Genomic DNA, 18,087 nt, shown 5'->3' on the forward strand with positions numbered 1-18,087 from the left:
ATAAGGAAGGGGGCCATGCCATCTTGTTTCCGATCTGTCAAACACCGAGTGCTTCTGGAAGGGTCGATCTGTCCGTTGCGCAGGGTGATTGACAGGCGGGAATGGCCCTCGCATGAAAGGGCTCATGCAAGCTTCGCGCCCCCTGACCGTTTCCGCGTCCCGCAAGGGATTTTCCGGCTGCATCCGTGTTCCCGGTGACAAGTCCATCAGTCATCGCTCGCTGATGCTGGCTGCGCTCGCACAGGGACGCACCCGGGTTTACGGGCTGCTTGAAGGGGAAGACGTCCTGCGCACTGCTGAGGCCATGCGGGCCCTCGGTGCGACCATCACCCGCGAGGGGACGGTCTGGACGATTGACGGTCGCGGCGTGGGTGAACTGACCGAACCGTCGGACGTGGTGGACATGGGCAATTCCGGCACGGCGGCACGCCTGCTGTCGGGAATTCTTTCTTCCCATGGCATGAACACCTTCATGACGGGTGATGCCTCCTTGCGCTCCCGCCCGATGCGCCGGGTTACCGATCCCCTTTCGGAAAACGGCGCTTCGTTTCTGACCCGCGCAGGTGGCCGTCTGCCTATGGCTGTTCACGGAACGGAGAAGGCCAGGCCCATCACGTACCGTCTTCCCGTAGCGTCTGCACAGGTGAAATCCGCCATCCTGCTGGCCGGGCTGAACGCCCATGGACGGACAGTCGTAGAAGAACCCGTCGCCACCCGCGACCATACGGAAAACATGCTCCGTCATTTCGGGATAACGGTGGATGTCTTCGCCATGGATGAAGGGGGATGCCGAATCGAGCTGACGGGACCTGTCAGTCTGACGGCACGGGATGTGACCGTACCGGGGGACCCGTCCTCGTCCGCTTTCCCGCTTGTGGCGGCGCTGCTGGTGCCGGACTCCGACCTGCTGATCGAGAATGTGGGCCTCAACCCTCTGCGGACCGGCCTGTTCACGTCCCTGCGTGAAATGGGTGCTGATCTGACCATCGAGAACGAACGTACCGAAGGCGGAGAGCCTGTTGGTGATCTGCGGGTCCGGTCGAGCCGGCTGCGGGGCGTCGATGTTCCTGCCAGCCGTGCGCCTTCCATGATTGACGAATATCCGGTCCTTGCCGTGGCCTGTGCCTTTGCGGAAGGGACGTCCCGCCTGCGTGGGCTGCATGAACTCCGGGTCAAGGAAAGTGATCGTCTGGCCGCCACGGTCGCCCTTCTGGAAGCCAATGGCGTGAAGGTCGAGGTGAAAGGTGACGACATGATCGTGCACGGACGGCAGGGGGCACTGGGCGGCGGCAGGGTCCAGACCCACATGGATCACCGGCTGGCCATGAGTGCGATCATCTTCGGACTTGCGGCGGACAGGCCGGTTCAGGTGGACGATACCGCCTTCATCGAAACCAGCTTTCCCGGTTTCGTGGATCTGATGAATGCGCTTGGCGCTGGTCTTGGCACCGGAACCAGCACATGACTGACCAGCCGCTGATTATTGCCGTGGATGGGCCGGCCGCTGCCGGGAAGGGAACGCTGGCCAAGGCCCTGGCCGCGAGGCTGGGGCTGCCATATCTGGACACGGGCCTGCTTTACCGGGCCGTGGCGCGCCGCATGATTGATGCAGGTTTCGATCCGGCTGACGATGCTGCCCACCAGGCGCGGGTTCTTGAGCCGGAAGATCTGGCGCGGTCTGACCTGCGTGTTCCTGAAATTGATCGCGGTGCCTCGCTCGTGGCGGTCCAGCCGGCTGTCCGTGCCGCGCTGCTGGAGCGGCAGCGCGTTTTTGCTGCCCGTACAGGGGCCGTGGTTGACGGGCGTGACATCGGAACGGTGGTGTTCCCGGACGCGGACGTAAAATTCTTTATCACGGCCTCGCCGCAGGCCCGGGCATTGCGGCGTCACCGTCAGGTGCGGGGTGATGCCGCGCTGGAAGGTGAGGCTCTCAGAGCGGCCATTACCGAGATCGAAGCCCGCGATGCCCGCGACTCTTCGCGTGAAACGGCTCCTCTCGTGCAGGCTCCTGATGCCGTGAGGATCGAGACCGATGACCTGACGGCCGCGCAGGTGCTTGAAAAAGCCTGCGAAATCGTTGGGCGGCTCTCCCGGGAAAGCTGACCTGCCTGGCAGGCAGGGTAAAATACGGTTTTTTTATTGACAGCAGACCCTTCGAAGGTGTTGCTGCACCCTGACAGCTCTTTTCGTAAGGAAAAGGGATGTGGTCTGACACGCGTGGGCGTGCGGATCGGTTTTGCAAACGAACCCGCTCCGGCCCTGATGGGGCAGCGGGGAGCCGTCGGGTATTCCACTGGAGCCCGGCGCAGACGTGGACGTCCGGTTCAGACCGGAAGTTCGGGAATATAGTATCTACATGGCTTCAGCCACTCAGACGTCCTCGGCCACGCACGGTAACGAGGATTTTGCTGCCCTTCTCGAAGAGACCCTCGGCCGCGACACGGGTTTTGACGGTTCCGTCGTCACCGGCCGCGTTGTCCGCCTGACGGACGAGTTCGCGATCGTTGATGTCGGACTCAAGAGCGAAGGCCGCGTTGCCCTCAAGGAATTCGGTCCCGCCGGCGTTGCTCCGGACGTGAAGCCGGGTGACGTGATCGAGCTGTATGTCGAGCGCTACGAAGATCGTGACGGCTCCATCGTCCTGTCCCGCGAGAAGGCTCGCCGCGAAGAGGCATGGTCCGCCCTGGAGCGTGCATTCGCCAACAACCAGCGCGTCAACGGCACGATCTACGGTCGCGTCAAGGGCGGTTTCACCGTTGATCTCGGTGGCGCCATGGCCTTCCTGCCGGGCAGCCAGGTTGACATCCGTCCGGTCCGTGACGTCGGTCCGCTGATGGGCCAGCCGCAGCCGTTCCAGATCCTGAAGATGGACCGTGCGCGTGGCAACATCGTCGTATCCCGTCGTGCCGTTCTTGAAGAGACCCGTGCGGAACAGCGCTCCGAGCTGATCCAAGGCCTGAAGGAAGGCATGATCCTCGACGGCGTGGTCAAGAACATCACCGATTACGGTGCATTCGTTGATCTCGGCGGCGTTGACGGCCTCCTGCATGTCACGGACATTGCCTGGAAGCGCATCAACCATCCGTCCGAAGCCCTGCAGATCGGTCAGCCGGTCCGCGTGCAGGTCATCCGCTTCAACCCGGATACCCAGCGCATCTCGCTGGGCATGAAGCAGCTTGAAGCTGATCCTTGGGAGAACGTGGCGATCAAGTACCCGCCGGGTGCACGCTTCACGGGTCGCGTCACGAACATCACCGATTACGGTGCATTCGTGGAACTGGAGCCGGGCGTCGAAGGTCTGGTGCACGTTTCCGAGATGTCCTGGACGAAGAAGAACGTCCATCCGGGCAAGATCGTCGCCACTTCCCAGGAAGTCGACGTCATGGTTCTGGATGTGGACAGCGCCAAGCGCCGTATCTCCCTCGGCCTCAAGCAGGTTCAGCGCAACCCGTGGGAGCAGTTCGAGGAAGAGCACAAGGTTGGCTCCGTCATCGAAGGCGAAATCCGCAACATCACCGAGTTCGGTCTGTTCATCGGACTTTCCGCGGACATCGACGGCATGGTTCACATGTCCGACCTGTCCTGGGACGAGCCGGGTGAAGTCGCGATGTCGCACTACGAGAAGGGTCAGGTCGTCAAGGCCAAGGTGCTCGACGTCGATCCGGAGAAGGAGCGCATCTCCCTCGGTATCAAGCAGCTCCAGGAAGATCCGGCAGCGGATATCCTGTCCCGCGTCCAGAAGGGTGCGGTCGTGACCTGCGTGGTGACGGCAGTCCAGAGCAACGGCATTGAAGTGAAGGTGGACGACGTCCTGACCGGCTTCATCCGTCGTGCCGAACTGGCCCGTGACAAGGCTGAGCAGCGTCCGGAGCGTTTCGCCGTTGGCGAGAAGGTCGATGCCAAGGTGGTTTCCGTGGATCGTGCATCTCGCAAGCTGGCCCTGACCATCCGCGGCCGTGAGGTCGAGGAAGACAAGGCTGCCATCAGCGAATACGGTTCTTCTGACTCGGGTGCTTCCCTGGGCGACATTCTGGGTGCGGCGATCCGTCGCCGTAATACAGACGCCTGAATGTAACTGGGACACCAGTGTTGGTAATAATCAGCTGGTTTCAGAAAAGGGTCGCTTCGGCGGCCCTTTTTTATTGGACTTATTGTTATTTTTAAGCCTCTTTCACATGAGGAAAGATTCCGTTAAGAAAAATGAAATGACTCTGTTTAAGTTCATCTGGAACCAGGCTGCGAAATTAGGCTTTGGGATATTTCATGAGATGAATTGCTGATACAGACATAGTTCAGGGGAGGGGAGCGGTAACGCTCGGGAGATTGATGGCGGTTATTTACAACACGAATTATACGCACAATCCCAATTCCTATCTGACACTGGCTGTGGAAAGGGCCGCCAAGGATCTTTTCGGGAAAGACCAGATTGTCGTGGCGGATAACATGACGCTGGCGTGGATCGCGGCCAGCGGCGCGCATGATGTGCTCATCTGTTTGGATGCCCAGCGGATCAACCTGCCCCTGATGCGGCGTATCCGCCCTGCGTTCAGAACGATGATCCTGTGGACATTTGAAGATCCCTTCATGCGGGATTTCAATGTCGAGAATGCGGATCTTTTCGATTTCGTCTTCACGAACGATCCCTCCTGCGCTGAATACTATCATGGCAAGGGGCATTACCTGCCGCTTGCAGCCAGTACATCCATTCACGAGCGCCCGCTCTGCAAATCGGATGATCTGGAATATGACATCTTCTTTGCGGGGACGATGTGGCCCAACCGGGTTCATACCCTGCGGCGGGTTATTGCAGCTTTCCCGGACGCCCGCTTTAAACTCGTCTGTCCGACAAACGAATTCCTTCCGCCTCTTCCGGCGGACCTTGCTGCCCTGGCGCATCAGCGGCCGATCAGCCACGAAGCGTTCATCGACTTCGAGAACGTCAGTGCCGTCACGCTGACAATGTTCCGGGATTATGCCAGCCACGGTGACGTCAGTCAGGCGACGGCGCCGGGACCGCGCTTTTTCGAGCTGGCATTAGGCGGTGCGGCACAGGTGGTCGAAGCGCCAGAAACCATGGCGGCCAAGTATTTCGAAACCGTGGAAGGGATCAGTCTCGCCCGCGATCCCGATGCGGTTGTTGAGGCTGTGGCGCTTCTGCTCAATAACCGGAATGGTCGCCGCAAGGCTGCTCAGAGTGCCCAGAAATCCGTTCAGGCCCATCATCTGTATCAGCATCGTCTTGAGAAAATGAAGGCGATTACGGGCGCCGATTTTGGGCGGCGTCAGGAACCTGTGGCACCATTTGCGCGCCGTCGCCGCTTGCGTGTGCTGATGTGTACCCATTCCACTATTCATGAGCAGGCTTGGGGCGGGGTCGAGGTCTATCAGCAGATCCTGTGCTCACTGCTCGGACGGGATGTCGAATTTTTCTACTGGCTGCGCAGGGGAAATTTCGGACGGCTGGTCACAGCGAACGGACAGGAGCTGGAGCGTTTCGATATTCCTGAAACCGGCTGGCAGGACGCGATGTGCGATGCGCCTGAGGAAACGGCGTTTTCCAGTGTTATCAGCCAGTACAACATGGACATCGTCCATTTTCAGCATCTTGGTCATCACGCACTCTCCCTGCCCATCATCGCCAAGGCCAATGGGGTGGGCGTCATTTTCTCTGCCCATGATTTCTGGCTGATTTCGGCCCGTTACAATCTCCTTAATCATGAGCTTCGCTATGTTGAGGGTGAGGTCAGCTCCGTTCTCGCTGCCGATATCTCGCTCAAGGCGTCAGAGAACGTGGCACATGGTGGCGAACAGACCCGCCGCGCCTTCGTGGCCAAGATGCTCCATTCTGTAGATGCCATTCTCTTCGGAACGGAGCATTCCAGAAACCTGACGCATGAAATCTATCCGATCCTGGACCAGAAGATCAGCCTGGTGCTGGGGATCCCGAGTCCGGAAAGCACGGTCCCCGTTACGGCCAAGCGTTATGAGCCGCTCGGTGACCGGCCTCTGGGTGTGGCCATCGTGGGGAACTTCCTGCGGACCAAGGGGGCGGATACGATCCTCAATCTGATCGATATCGCCCATCCCGACCATTTTGTATTTCATATCTTCGGATATGTGCATCCGGAATACGAAGCCGTCTTGAATGCGAACAGCCGCCCCAATGTCAAGGTTTACGGACGCTACGAGGCGGGCAATACGGAAGCCCTGAAGGTCGCGGATACTGCTCTCAACCTGTCCATCTGGCCAGAAACCTACTGCATTTCCCTGTCAGAAGCCTGGCAGAACGGACTGATTCCCATTGTGACGGACGTGGGCGCCTTGGGCGATCGCGTTGAAGACGGTGTCAATGGGTTCAAGGTTCCGATCAGTCGTCCCAGCATGGTCCTAGAACGTCTCGAATTCCTGCGTTCGTCCGAACCCCTGCGTCGGCGAATCATGGAGAACATCAGTCCTGCCCTGTGGACCCATGCCCGGAGCTATGCGGACAGTCTGCTGAAACTATACAGGGACGTCATGCCACGGCGTGAACTGGGAATTGCGGATCTTCGGCTGGACGCAGGGCAGGTGCATCTTCTGCCTCATCCCACCTGGCGGCATCAGGCACCCCCGCGTCACATCTTTGACCCTCCAACCACGCGCGACGTCTCCATCGAGCTTCCGGTTCCGGTTGCGGACTGGTTCTCCATTCAGGGTGGAGAATGCTATGTCGATGATGTCTGTCGTTATGTTCTGGGTGAGGGAAAGCTCAGCAATTTCAAGGGCGCGCCCGAGTTTCATATCCGGGGCTGGTACCTGATCCCCGGTGTCAGCACAGCAGGGCGGATGTTTGTCACGCTGATCGGCGAAGATGCTGACAGCCCGATGATCTTCATTGAATGCGAGCGTGAAATCCGGGGAGATATTGCTGACCTGTTCCCGGGCGCGCCCCGTCGTTCGGGTTTCTCCGGCAAGACGGCGTTGCGCGGCAAGTGGTGTGAGGGACGCTTCCGGATCGGACTGGTCAACGTCATCAATGGACAGGGAGCGTTCCAGCTGACCAGCCTTCAGATCGAAGTTGAGGGCGGTCAGATCCGGAAGATTCATCGCTCGGTCCCGTCCAACGACCTCATTCTTTCCGACTTCCATCGTGTGGCCCATAATGACGGGGTTCTCCGCGGGATCAAGCTGGCTGTTCTCGGAGGCGAGGCGCTGCATCCCTATACTGCCGGCTCTCTGGATTATTACATCGATGAGTTCTCGGGGGTGATCGGCAATCCGCCACCTCCGGTGGAAGCGGATGGTGCGCTGCACATCCGTGGCTGGATGTTCTTCCGTAACCTGTCCCGGGCCGGACAGGTCTATATGGGGTTGCTGTCTGACGAGCGTGATGAAATCGTGTTCTGCGCAACAGATCGCCTTCCCCGGTCCGATGTCGGGGAGGTCCACCGCGATGCACCGCTCTGTGTCGGGTTCAGCGGTGAACTGACGCCCCAACTGGGCTATGCCCGTCCGCTGGATGGTACGTACCGGGTGATGCTGGTGAATGTGGCGGGGGATCTGTACGGATGGCAGCTGACGGACCTTGTGGCGGTTTTCAGCAACGGACAGACCATTTCGACGGATCGTATTCCCCCGACGGCAGAACAGGCGGACCGGGCAGGACGGATACTGTCTGAAAAGATTGTATCCTGACGGCGACCGGAGGGCTGAATGTCTGAACACGCACCGGCTCCGGGAGCGGAGCATCACGAGCCACGCTGGCGCCGCTTCGACGGGCAGTGGTATCTGCTGCGATATCCGGAAGTCCGGAACTGGATGCGTGAACAGGGGGAAGATGACCCTTTCCGTTTCTATCAGGAGACCGGGCAACAGTACGGGCACTCACCGAACCGGTATTTTGACGAGGTCTGGTATCGTGAGACGCATGCCGATGTGCGTCGTGAACTGATCCAGGAAAAGTATCGCTCGGGTTTCGAGCATTACTGTGAAAAAGGCTACAGGACGCATTCCCCGCACTGGCTGTTCGATGAACCCGGCTATCGCCGCCGCTATCCGGAGCTGACGCAGCGTTATCTGGACGAACATGGTCTGCTGAACGGCTACGATCATTATCTGTCCGGCGGTGAGCTGCGATATTATCGCGGTCACCTGTTTTTCGATGATGAGATCTGTCGGACTCTGGCGTTGCGTTTTCCGGCCTATTTCGACAGCCGGATCGGTCTGTTTGCATCCTGGCTCGCACTACCGACCGGAATTGCCGATGCGGGACGGGTATCGTGGTATTTTGATCCCATCTGGTATCTGAAACGGTACCCGCAGGTGTCCCGGGAAATTGAGGCCGGACACTACAGCAGCGCTTTGCATCACTATCTGACTAACGACACGCCACGGCTGTTTGATCCGCAGCCCCTGTTTTCCGAAGCCTATTACGCACAGACCCATCCGGATATCCTGCCATCACTGGATGAGGGGTATTTCCGCAACGGCTATGAGCATTTCCTGCGTTTCGGGTCGCAGGAAGGGCGTGCGCCACAGGAGAACATCGATCTCGCGGCGTATCTTGCGAAGTCGCAGGTGCGCAATGACGTTCGCAACCATTTGTATGATGGTCCGTTCGCGCATCTTGTCGCGGCCCGCAACCGCGACAGTGACCCACAGGAAGCGGCGCTGGCCGAAGTGCCCGAGATCGGGGAAGAAAATTCCCGGGCCCTGTTTGAAAGCGAGGCCGAGGCCCTCCTGCCGGCGCTCGCCCGTCATCCGCTGGATTTCGTCGTCCAGGGCGTGCCTGAACTGAGCGTCATCATGGTCGTCTATGACCATCTGGCCCTGACCATGCAGGCACTCGCCTCTCTGCGGGCCAATTACCCGGGAGCGATTCAGCTCATCGTGGTAGATTCCGGATCATCCGACATGACATATCGGATGGATGAACTGGTGCATGGCGCTGTCATCCTGCGGTACCGGTACAACATCGGCTATCTCGAAGGGTGTAACATCGCGCTTTCGAAGGTCGAGGCTCCCATCACCCTGTACCTTAACAATGACCTGCGCCTCTATCCCGGTGCGCTGTTCCTGGCCATGCAGCGGTTGCGGAGCGCGCCCGACATCGGTGCGGTGGGTGGCAAGCTGGTCCGGACCAACATGCGGCTTCAGGAAGCCGGATCGATCATCTGGCGCGATGGCGCGACCTATGGCTATCGCCGTGAGGATAATCCCAATACGACGGAAGCCAATTTCGTTCGGGACGTCGATTACTGTTCCGCTGCGTTCCTCATGGTCCGGACCAGTCTCCTGCGCCGTCTGGGAGGCTATGACCTGCGCTACCGTCCGGCCTATTTCGAAGACACGGATCTGTGCGTCCGGATCATCAAGGCGGGCATGCGGATTATCTATGACCCTTCCGTCGTCATCGAGCATCTGGAGTTCGGCAGTTCCGGGGACTCCGGCTCCCATGCCCTTATTCAGGGTAATCTGCGGATCTTCGCCCGGACGCAGCAGGATTTCCTCCGGCATCAGCAGCCCGCGCATATCCGAAATGCCGTTATGGCCCGCGAACGCCGCAGCGAGCGCAAGCGCATCCTGTTCATCGAGGATCGCCTGCCGCTCCGTCGGCTTGGATCGGGCTATGTGCGGTCCAATGACATTCTCCGGGTGATGGCGGAACTGGGTTATGAGGTGACGGTCTTCCCGATGCTGCCCCGGGACCAGACAGCTCTCGATATCTTCGGCGACTTTCCGGAGACGGTGGAATTGATCGCCGACAGAACCTTCCCGGATTTTGCCGACTTCATCCAGGAACGCGCGGGCTACTATAATCTTCTCTGGGTCGGCCGGACGCATAACATGATGCGGCTGCTTCCGATGCTGAACGAGGGCAGCCGATATCTGCCGGCGGCCGGCGCGGTTCTGGACACGGAAGTGATCGCGACGCCCCGGACGCTGGAGCGCGTGAAGGTTCTGGGGCTTCCGGAACCGGACATGAGCTTTGATGATATGCTGCGTGACGAACTGTCCTGCGCGCATTTCTGCCAGCGGATCGTTGCCGTGACCCGGCACGACGCTGATCTGGTCCGGCAGGCCGGCTATGAGAATGTTTCGGTTCTCGGACACGAAATGCGGCCCGAGCCAACGCCGGCTCTCTTCGCCGACCGGCATAACATCCTGTTTTTTGGCGCACTACACGACGAGGGCGCTCCCAATCACGACAGTCTGGTCTGGTTCGTGAACGAAGTGCTTCCCCTTCTCGACGGAGAGTTGGCCCCGGAGGTACGGTTCACCATTGCGGGTTTCGTGTCGCCGTCCGTGGATATGAGTGTTTTCGCCCGGCATCCGCGTGTGGATATTGTCGGGGCGGTCGGGGATCCACGGCCGCTGTTCGACCGGCACCGGGTCTTCGTGGCGCCAACCCGCTTTGCAGGCGGTCTGCCGTTCAAGGTGCAGGAAGCCGCGGCTTACGGGCTGCCGATGGTCGTGACGACACTGCTTCAGGAAGAAGTGGGGTGGACGTCAGGACAGGAACTGCTGTCCGCGTCCGCACAGGACCCGACAGGGTTCGCCACCGCGATCGGACAGCTCTATCAGGATCTGTGGATACGTCTGCGCGCTGGGGCACTGAGCGCCGTGAAAAAAGACTGTTCTCCGGAACTGTTCCAGAAGGCGTTAAAAGACATTCTTGAAAACTGCGTCGCATGACGGAAACCATTTCCGGTCAGGACTCCAGGACAGCAGGTGAGGTTATGGAAGCAGAAGTGACAGAACAGGCTATCAGGTCTGATGGCGGAATCGCCGGCCTGACCGGACGGGTTCTCGTGTGCAGTGGTGGCCGTTACGAAAGTCAGGCCAACGCCCAGATCCGTGAATCCATCATGGATGGCTGGGCGGACTGTTTCGGAGCGGACAATGTGACAGCCGTTCACATTTCCGCAGCCGCGGCCTCCATCCGGGTCCTTCAGCCGACGATCGTCTTCGCCATCGGATCCTATCTGCCGGAAAGCACGTATTTCGGGGAAGTCTGCCGCGAAGCGAAGAAAATCGGCGCCGTGACGGTCTTCTGGGCGACGGAAGACCCCTACGAGCAGGATGCGAACTATCGCATTGCCGATGATTTCGACGTGATCTTTTCCTGTGATCGCTGGGGGCATAATTTCTATCAGCGGGATCGCGTTTTCCACCTACCGCTGGCCGCCAGCCCGAAGCTGCACTACGCTCCGATCGACGAGCATGCGGACAAGATGATCGACGTCCTGTTCTGCGGTGTGGCGTTCACCAGCCGCAAGGACATTGTCCGCAATCTTCTGCCAGTCCTGCGGACGCTCAATGTCAAGATCATCGGGCCGGGCTGGGGCGAGTTCGGCATCGGGTTCTCGGATGCACGTATCGAGAAAACGCAGCTTGTGGAGCTTTATCGCCGCTCCAAACTGGTGCTGAATCTCGGGCGGTCGCTCCATTTCGAGAATAACCGCTTCATGATTTCGCCGTCCACGCCGGGACCACGGACGTTCGAAGCGGCTCTGGCCGGGGCGTTTCAGGTATTTCAGGAAGATACACACGAGATCCGCCGGTATTACAGTGCGGACGAAATCCCGGTCTTCACCAATCGCGTTGATTTCGAACGTCTGGTTACGAAGTACCTGGACGATCATGAGGCCCGTCTGGCCATGGCCCGCAAGGCGCAGGCCCGGACGGAAACCGAGCATCTTTACAGGCATCGCATCCAGCAGGCGCTGCGTGTACTGAAGGCGGAAGGGCTGCTCGGTTGACGGAACTGCGCCTGTTGACCTGTTGCCGGCAGGATGCGGGGTTACAGGAACCGGTTTCCCGCATCCGGAAAAGAACTCTCCGATGACAGTTGCGGGACTGGCCGCACTTCTCCTGCTTGCAGCGTTCCTGGAGGTGGGCGGTGATGCGCTTGTCCGCTCCGGGCTGCATGCAACAGGTGGCGCGCGGGTTCTCTATCTCGTCGCAGGCGGTCTTGTGTTGTGGATCTATGGCGTGACGGTGAACCTGCCGGACTGGGATTTCGGACGGCTTCTTGGCGTTTATGTCGCGCTGTTTTTCGTGGCTGCCCAGATCGTGGCGTATTTCGGATTTGGAGAGGTGCCTTCCCTGCCAGTCTGCTTGGGTGGTGTGCTGATTGTCAGCGGGGGACTGCTGATGACGGTCTGGCGATAGGCAGACGTTCTTCGGTCAGCCTGTCCAGAAACCGTGCTGCGGGGCGTGACCACAGAGCGGCGATAAGACGCCCGAGCAGAACACAGGCCGGTACCGTCAGGACATAAACCATCAGACCGGACCTTTCCCTCCTGCCGCCCCTCTCTGCGAACAGGACGACCGCAGGAAGGACCAGAAACATGTGCGAGAGATAGATTTCATAGCTCAGCCTGCCCATTCGCTGTAGCCAGCCGAGACCGCGGGACGGAGCAGTGGAAAGGGCCATTTTCTCCAGTGCATCGAAAGCGAGCAGCATGGCCGCGCCTCCGAAGCTCAGGAACCAGATCGTCCATTCCCCCAGGACACGCCAGACCGTCATGTCACCAATCAGTTCCATGCAGCAGCCAGCGAAGCCCAGCACGATCAAACTGTAGGCCAGGCTGCGTCCGATATGGATGCGTTGTGACAGCATGGCGGCCAGAATGCCGGTTGCCAGCGCCCCGAAACCCGGAAGATAGGCTTTTTCACGCCAGATTTCATAAGCTGACGGAATATGGCCGTGATCAATCGGCCCGAGAACGATGAGGACCAGAAGGAGCGCGATCCTGGGTCGGAGGGGCAGCAGGCAAAGCAAGGGAAAGCCGATATAGAAGGCTTCCTCGATCGACAGGGACCACAGAACGTCCCAACTGGCAGGCGCCCAGTGATTGGTCCACCCCTCATACCAGTTGAACGTGCAGGTCAGGACAGCCAGCACCGCGCCGCCGAGCGTCTGGGTCGGGCGGTTAAAACTGAAATCCTTCAGACCCATCTGGTCGAGGCACGCCAGAACAGACATGAGCAGAAACAGGCACGGCAGTATCCGCGCGGCGCGATGCGCATAGAAAGCAGGGGAACTGATGGCTTCCATGCTGCCGAAACGGTCCATGCAGCGTCTGGTAATCAGGAAGCCTGAGATCACGAAAAACAGGACCACCGCATCGCCGCCGTCATAGGCGAAAACACCGAGGATGGGGGCGGGAAGGATGGCGGCCGCCAATGTGTGACGCAAGGGGATGCGAATGCTGATGTGATGAGTCAGGACAAGGAGGATGGACAGGCCGCGCAGGCAGTCGATTCCGGCGTTCCGCTCTGCTGGTCGTTTCATCCTGCCCCGTTGCTGTTCATGTCTTTCCGGAATCGAACAGAACAGCAGGGGATTACGGCAAAGTCATGACTGTGTCTGGCAGACCGTCCTTCGGAAAAGGGCGGTCTGCCAGACGGGATCAGCGCGGTTCCGGGCCAAGGACGATCTGTGAGAGATCCTGCGGGCGGATCCATTTGCGGAAGGCGGCCTGCACCTGCTCCGCTTTCATGTCATAGATGGCCTGCGCGGCACGGGCGGGCGTATCCAGTGGCAGGCCAAGATTGATAAGGGACAGATAGCTCCCGGCCAGTGCCCCGAAGCTTGCACGGGACATGGGCTGGCTGCGCAGGAGAGACGCCTTCGCCAGATCCAGTGCGTCTTGCGGGACGGGGCGGGAGCGCATGTCTTCCACATCCTTGATGGCGAATGCGCGTGCCTTGCTGATCTTGTCCGGGTCTGCTCCGAAGGAAATGCCAAAGCCGCTCCGGGTTCGGGAGTAGCTGAAGCCGCTGCCGACGCCGTATACATAGCCGGTCCGGACGCGGAGATCCTGCATCAGGCGTGAAGAGAAACCATCACCAAGGATCTCATTGCCGACCGCCAGGGCGTGCCGGTCTTCATCCGCGACTTTCAGGCCGATGGTTTCCGCCAGTTTGACATCATCCTGCGATCGCCCAGGATCGGTCACGACGGCCTGTGAGGCGCGGCTGAGCGGAACGTCCGACAGGTCAACATCCGGGGTGGGACCAGTGGCCTTCCAGTTTCCAAAAGCTTTTTCCACATCCGCCTTCGCTGCTTCGGGCGTGATATCGCCGACGATGACGATGGTGGTCAGATCCGGGCGGTAAGTTGCGGCATAATAAGACTGTACGTCCGCAAGGGTCAGGCGGCTGATGGTTGCTGGCGTGGCTTCCCGCAGGGTCGGGTCGGTGGCTGGCACGAGGGCGCGGCGCGTGGCGCGGCCAAAGCGGTAAGCGGGAGACTGCAACTCGCCTGCCTGTGCCTGCGCGCTCTGAAGCTGCGTGATGCGGAATGCCTTTTCCGGAAAGGCCGGATGCAGTTCATGATCTGCAAGAAGGGCCAGCCCCTTTTCGAAGGCCGGGGTCAGGGCGCTCAGGGAAAAAGACGGCCCTGCGGATTCATCCGCCGCCAGATCGTCCAGTGCACTGGCCAGCGCCAGACGGTCATGTGTTTTGCTGCCGTAGAGGAACATCTGCTCAGTGATGCTGGCAACGCCTTCCTTGCCTGCGGGCTGTTCCAGATTGGGGTTCTGGCGAATGGAGCCGACCAGTTCGATGGTATGGCTGACATGCTCCGGCTGGACGAGCAGGTGCAGTCCGTTGGGCAGCGTATAGGCAGCTGGCAGCGGTGCGGCGGCGGGGATGGTCAGGCGGGCGAGGGCCTGCTGGGCCCAGTCCGGCAGCGCTACCTTGCCCGAAGGCGGGGTATTGAACGATTCCGCGCCGCCGAATCCCTTTTCGCCAACGGGCTTGCCGGATGCGCTCGGGGTTAGCGTGGCGCTGACGGCATGAGAGGGATCGAGCAGCGCTTTCGCCAGCGCGTCTATCTGCGCCTTCGTGACGTGGCGGAAGGCGGCGATCATGTCCTGCGGGCTGTCCAGATGCTGGATGGCCACGGCCTGCGACCAGTTCTCCGCAAGGCCGGAGATGCTGTTGGCATCAAACTCCAGGGAGGCGATCTCCTTGCGGCGCGCGGCTTCGATCAGGTCTTCGGGAATACCTTTCGTGCGAAAATCTTCCAGAATGGTCGCCAGTTCATGGCGCAGCCCGTCAGGGTTGGCGCCCTTGGGGAAACCGGCATAGGCCACAGCCAGACCGGCCTGTGCATCGGGGTCATACATGAAACCCGTATCAAGCGCCTTACCTGCGGGCACGAGGTCGAACAGGGCCGCGCGCTGGCTGCCGATAGCATCCGCCAGCAGGGTGGCGGCGGCGTAGTCGGGATCGCGCTGCCCCGGCATCCGCCAGGCCATCGTCACCAGCCCGATAGGCAGATCCGTGTCGAGGGCCAGACTCTGCGCTTTCGCGGGGCGGGGGGAGACCGTGGCGGAAGCGGGAACCTTTCCGGCCGGAATATCCCCGAAGGCAGCCTGAACCTTTGAGAGCGTGACCTGCGGGTCGACGTCACCTGTGATGACGAGGACCGCATTGTTGGGCGCGTACCACGTGTCATAGAATTTTTTCAGGAGCGGGGCGGTCGTCGCATCGAAGGACGGTCGCGTACCCAGCGCGTCATGCTCATAGGGCGTCCCGGCATAGAGTACGGAGCGGACCTGTGAGAGATAGCGGTAGATCGGGCTGGAAAGATCGCGGGAGACTTCCTGTTCGATGGCGCCCTTTTCGTGCGCCCATTCCTGTTCTGTGATGTTCAGTCCGCGCATGCGGCCGGCTTCGATATGCAGCAGGACATCCAGATCCGCCGCTGGCGCCTTGAAGTAATACTGCGTGACGTCGGACGTCGTGTCAGCATTGTCGTTATTGCCGAGCTGGGCACTGATCGTGGAGAGCTGGTCACGGGTCAAAGTATGCGAGCCATTGAACATCATGTGTTCAAGGGCATGTGCCGTTCCCGGAAAACCGGGCGGTGCGTTGACGGAGCCCGTCTCGTAATTCAGCATCGTCTGAACCACGGGCGCCAGCGTGTCACGCACGATGACGACCCGCAGCCCGTTCGGCAGTGTCGCGCGGGTCACGGTCGCGGCGGAGGCTGTGGTCGACTGCGGAACGGCCGGGGCCGCATGGGCTGTCATCAGGGTCGGGGAGACCAGCATCGAGGCCGCAAGAAGCGTGACACGGGACAGGCGGGAAAGGGCTGACATCAGTTCGAGAATTCCTTGGGAACGGAGGCTCTGTTCCATCAGTAAACCGGTTGCGCCCCACTCTGTCCACAGGCCGGACCTGTCCCCGGCATGAAGAAAAAATTATATGCATGTGCGGAAACGGAAGGCTAAACTCACGACAAATGACTTTACCTGAACGTATTGACAGCTGGTTGCTGGACCAGATTTTCCAGCCACTGGCCAACCGGCTGCCGCCTTCCCTGACGGCTGTTCATCTCGGGCTAAGCTGCCAGCTCGGATCGCTGATGCTGTTTGGTCTGTCCATGCTCCTGCCCATGCTGGCTTTCGGTGCAAGCTTTGGAGACATGATCGACAGCGTGCTGATCTGGGGCATCAACTTCGCGTTCTTCCTGGGCATGAAAAGGAGCGCACCGCTCGTCCGGCCGGGACAGGCCAATCCGCTGCGCCCGATGCTGCGGGCCATGCGCCTGATCTCGCTGGCGTTCCTGGTCTATCAGGCGTGGCGCGGAATCGGCGTTCCCAGTGTCTTCTGGATGCCAATGCAGCTGACAACCCTCTCAGACCTTCTGTTCGTGGTTGGAATGTATCTAGTGGCATGCCAGCCCCGCCCTCCGTTCCAGCGGATGTCGGAGCGGTGCGGCCAGATCATCGAAGGCGCCTGGGAAGGCGGGCGGATCGGTTAATGACAGACAGTCTGCGGATACTGCACTGTCTTTCCACCCATGAACTCGCCGGAACCGAACGGCACGTCGCGGAGCTTTCTGCGGCCCAGACCGACCGGCACGATGTCACGCTGCTTCTGGACAACAATACGACCGATCCCTGTACGGGCAGCGATATCATTACGCTCCTGTCACCAAAGGTGAAAGTTGTCCGGGCCGGACGGAAAGGGTTTCTGTTCCGCCTGGCACAGCTGGCGCACTCGGGGGCGTTCGACGTCATCCACACCCATCTGGGGCGTGCTTCCGCGCGGGCGACATGGCTGCGCAAGGCGGGACTGGCCGGGAACGTCGCGCTGGTCGCCACACTGCACACATCCTATCGCAACCAGTGTTATGGCGGTCATGACGGGCTGATCTGCATTGCTGGCTGGCAGCAGAAGACTCTCCCGTCTGACAGGCGGGACCGGTCCGCACTGATTGCAAACTGGACGGTGCCGTCTGGCCTCTCCCCGGATGAACGTGCTGTCCAGCGCCGGAAGGTGCGGGAAGAATGGGGGGTTGCCCCCGGAACGTTCCTGTTCGGAAGCGCCGGGCGGATGGTGCCGGAAAAGCGTTTCGATCTGCTGCTGGATGCGTGGCAAAAGGCCGGTTTCGGCTCTGATGTGGCTCTCGCGATGGTTGGTGATGGAACGGAGCGGGCCGGGCTCGAACGGTTGGCGGCCGGAGACAGCAGAATCTTTTTCCCGGGCTTCCGGACAGACATGCCTGCCGTTCTGAGCGCGCTGGATGGCTTTGTGTTGCCTTCCCGTCACGAACCATTCGGGCTTGTCCTGCTGGAAGCCATGGATGCAGGGCTGCCCGTCTGTGCGACGGATGCCGGGGGCGTGCCGGATATCCTGAAAAACAGTCCGTCCTCCATGGTCCGGCCGGACTGCCTCCCTTCGCTGACGGAAGGACTGCGTCATCTCCATGAACAGTCCCGATGCGTCTGGGATCTGACGGCGTTCTCGCTGTCAGCGATGCTGCCCAAGGTCGAGGCCTTTTACCGCCAGTGTCTCCGGAGCCGGTCCTAGCGTCTGTTAGATCTTGATATAGTCTGCTGTGGCAGCAATGAGGATGACAGGACGCGGTCTTCGGTTCCTGAGATGTTCATGGAATGTGTGCGAGACATATCCGTGATCGCAGACGACATAGATCGGCGAAAAGGACAAATCATCAGGTAGAGCATAAGCACATAGCAGTGCGTGCGCCTATTGGCGGGCGAAAATGTAGAGGACAACACCCTGCCATGACCATCTATGGCTCGCAGGTCTTGGTGCCAAAGCCTTCATGTAAGTGTCTACGGC

Annotated in this window: 11 protein-coding genes; 9 read left to right on the forward strand and 2 right to left on the reverse strand. The window is 60.2% G+C overall.

Annotated features, from left to right (window positions below):
* The first annotated feature begins 112 nt into the window (after positions 1-112).
* The 7 genes from aroA to GMO_RS00625 all read left to right on the forward strand — a co-directional run bounded on the left by aroA (position 113) and on the right by GMO_RS00625 (position 12,153).
* Complete coding sequence (gene aroA / locus GMO_RS00595; protein WP_008850279.1) at positions 113-1,465, forward strand: 3-phosphoshikimate 1-carboxyvinyltransferase; 1,353 nt, start codon at positions 113-115, stop codon at positions 1,463-1,465.
* The gene (gene cmk, locus GMO_RS00600) at positions 1,462-2,103 is read left to right on the forward strand and encodes a (d)CMP kinase (protein ID WP_008850280.1); all 642 of its coding nucleotides are present in this window, start codon (positions 1,462-1,464) and stop codon (positions 2,101-2,103) included. Before aroA ends, cmk begins: the two co-directional genes overlap by 4 nt.
* A gap of 253 nt (positions 2,104-2,356) precedes the next feature.
* Positions 2,357-4,069, forward strand: a complete 1,713-nt coding sequence (gene rpsA / locus GMO_RS00605) for a 30S ribosomal protein S1 (protein WP_008850282.1) — start codon at positions 2,357-2,359, stop codon at positions 4,067-4,069.
* A gap of 257 nt (positions 4,070-4,326) precedes the next feature.
* Entirely contained in the window at positions 4,327-7,674 is a 3,348-nt protein-coding gene (locus GMO_RS00610) for a glycosyltransferase family protein (RefSeq protein ID WP_008850283.1), read from the forward strand.
* A gap of 18 nt (positions 7,675-7,692) precedes the next feature.
* On the forward strand, positions 7,693-10,674 hold the full coding sequence (locus tag GMO_RS00615) for a glycosyltransferase (protein ID WP_008850284.1): 2,982 nt from the start codon (positions 7,693-7,695) through the stop codon (positions 10,672-10,674).
* Positions 10,675-10,718: 44 nt separating this feature from the next.
* Positions 10,719-11,741: a CgeB family protein gene (locus tag GMO_RS00620; RefSeq protein WP_040507543.1), complete on the forward strand. Its 1,023-nt coding sequence runs from the start codon at positions 10,719-10,721 to the stop codon at positions 11,739-11,741.
* Positions 11,742-11,823: 82 nt separating this feature from the next.
* On the forward strand, positions 11,824-12,153 hold the full coding sequence (locus GMO_RS00625) for a hypothetical protein (RefSeq protein ID WP_040507314.1): 330 nt from the start codon (positions 11,824-11,826) through the stop codon (positions 12,151-12,153).
* Here GMO_RS00625 and GMO_RS00630 read toward each other — a convergent pair.
* Positions 12,119-13,279, reverse strand: a complete 1,161-nt coding sequence (locus tag GMO_RS00630) for an acyltransferase family protein (RefSeq protein WP_040507315.1) — start codon at positions 13,277-13,279, stop codon at positions 12,119-12,121. The genes GMO_RS00625 and GMO_RS00630 overlap by 35 nt on opposite strands.
* Before the next feature lie 118 nt (positions 13,280-13,397).
* The gene (locus GMO_RS00635; RefSeq protein ID WP_040507545.1) at positions 13,398-16,097 is read right to left on the reverse strand and encodes a M16 family metallopeptidase; all 2,700 of its coding nucleotides are present in this window, start codon (positions 16,095-16,097) and stop codon (positions 13,398-13,400) included.
* A 143-nt stretch (positions 16,098-16,240) separates the two neighbouring features.
* On the opposite strand from GMO_RS00635, the gene GMO_RS00640 reads away from it, so the two are divergent.
* Complete coding sequence (locus GMO_RS00640; protein ID WP_008850290.1) at positions 16,241-16,762, forward strand: hypothetical protein; 522 nt, start codon at positions 16,241-16,243, stop codon at positions 16,760-16,762.
* Entirely contained in the window at positions 16,762-17,814 is a 1,053-nt protein-coding gene (locus tag GMO_RS00645; RefSeq protein WP_008850291.1) for a glycosyltransferase, read from the forward strand. The genes GMO_RS00640 and GMO_RS00645 overlap by 1 nt, the downstream gene beginning before the upstream one ends.
* Positions 17,815-18,087: the final 273 nt, after the last annotated feature.

Origin of the sequence: Gluconobacter morbifer G707 (assembly GCF_000234355.1) — a bacterium.
GTDB classification, from domain to species: domain Bacteria; phylum Pseudomonadota; class Alphaproteobacteria; order Acetobacterales; family Acetobacteraceae; genus Gluconobacter; species Gluconobacter morbifer.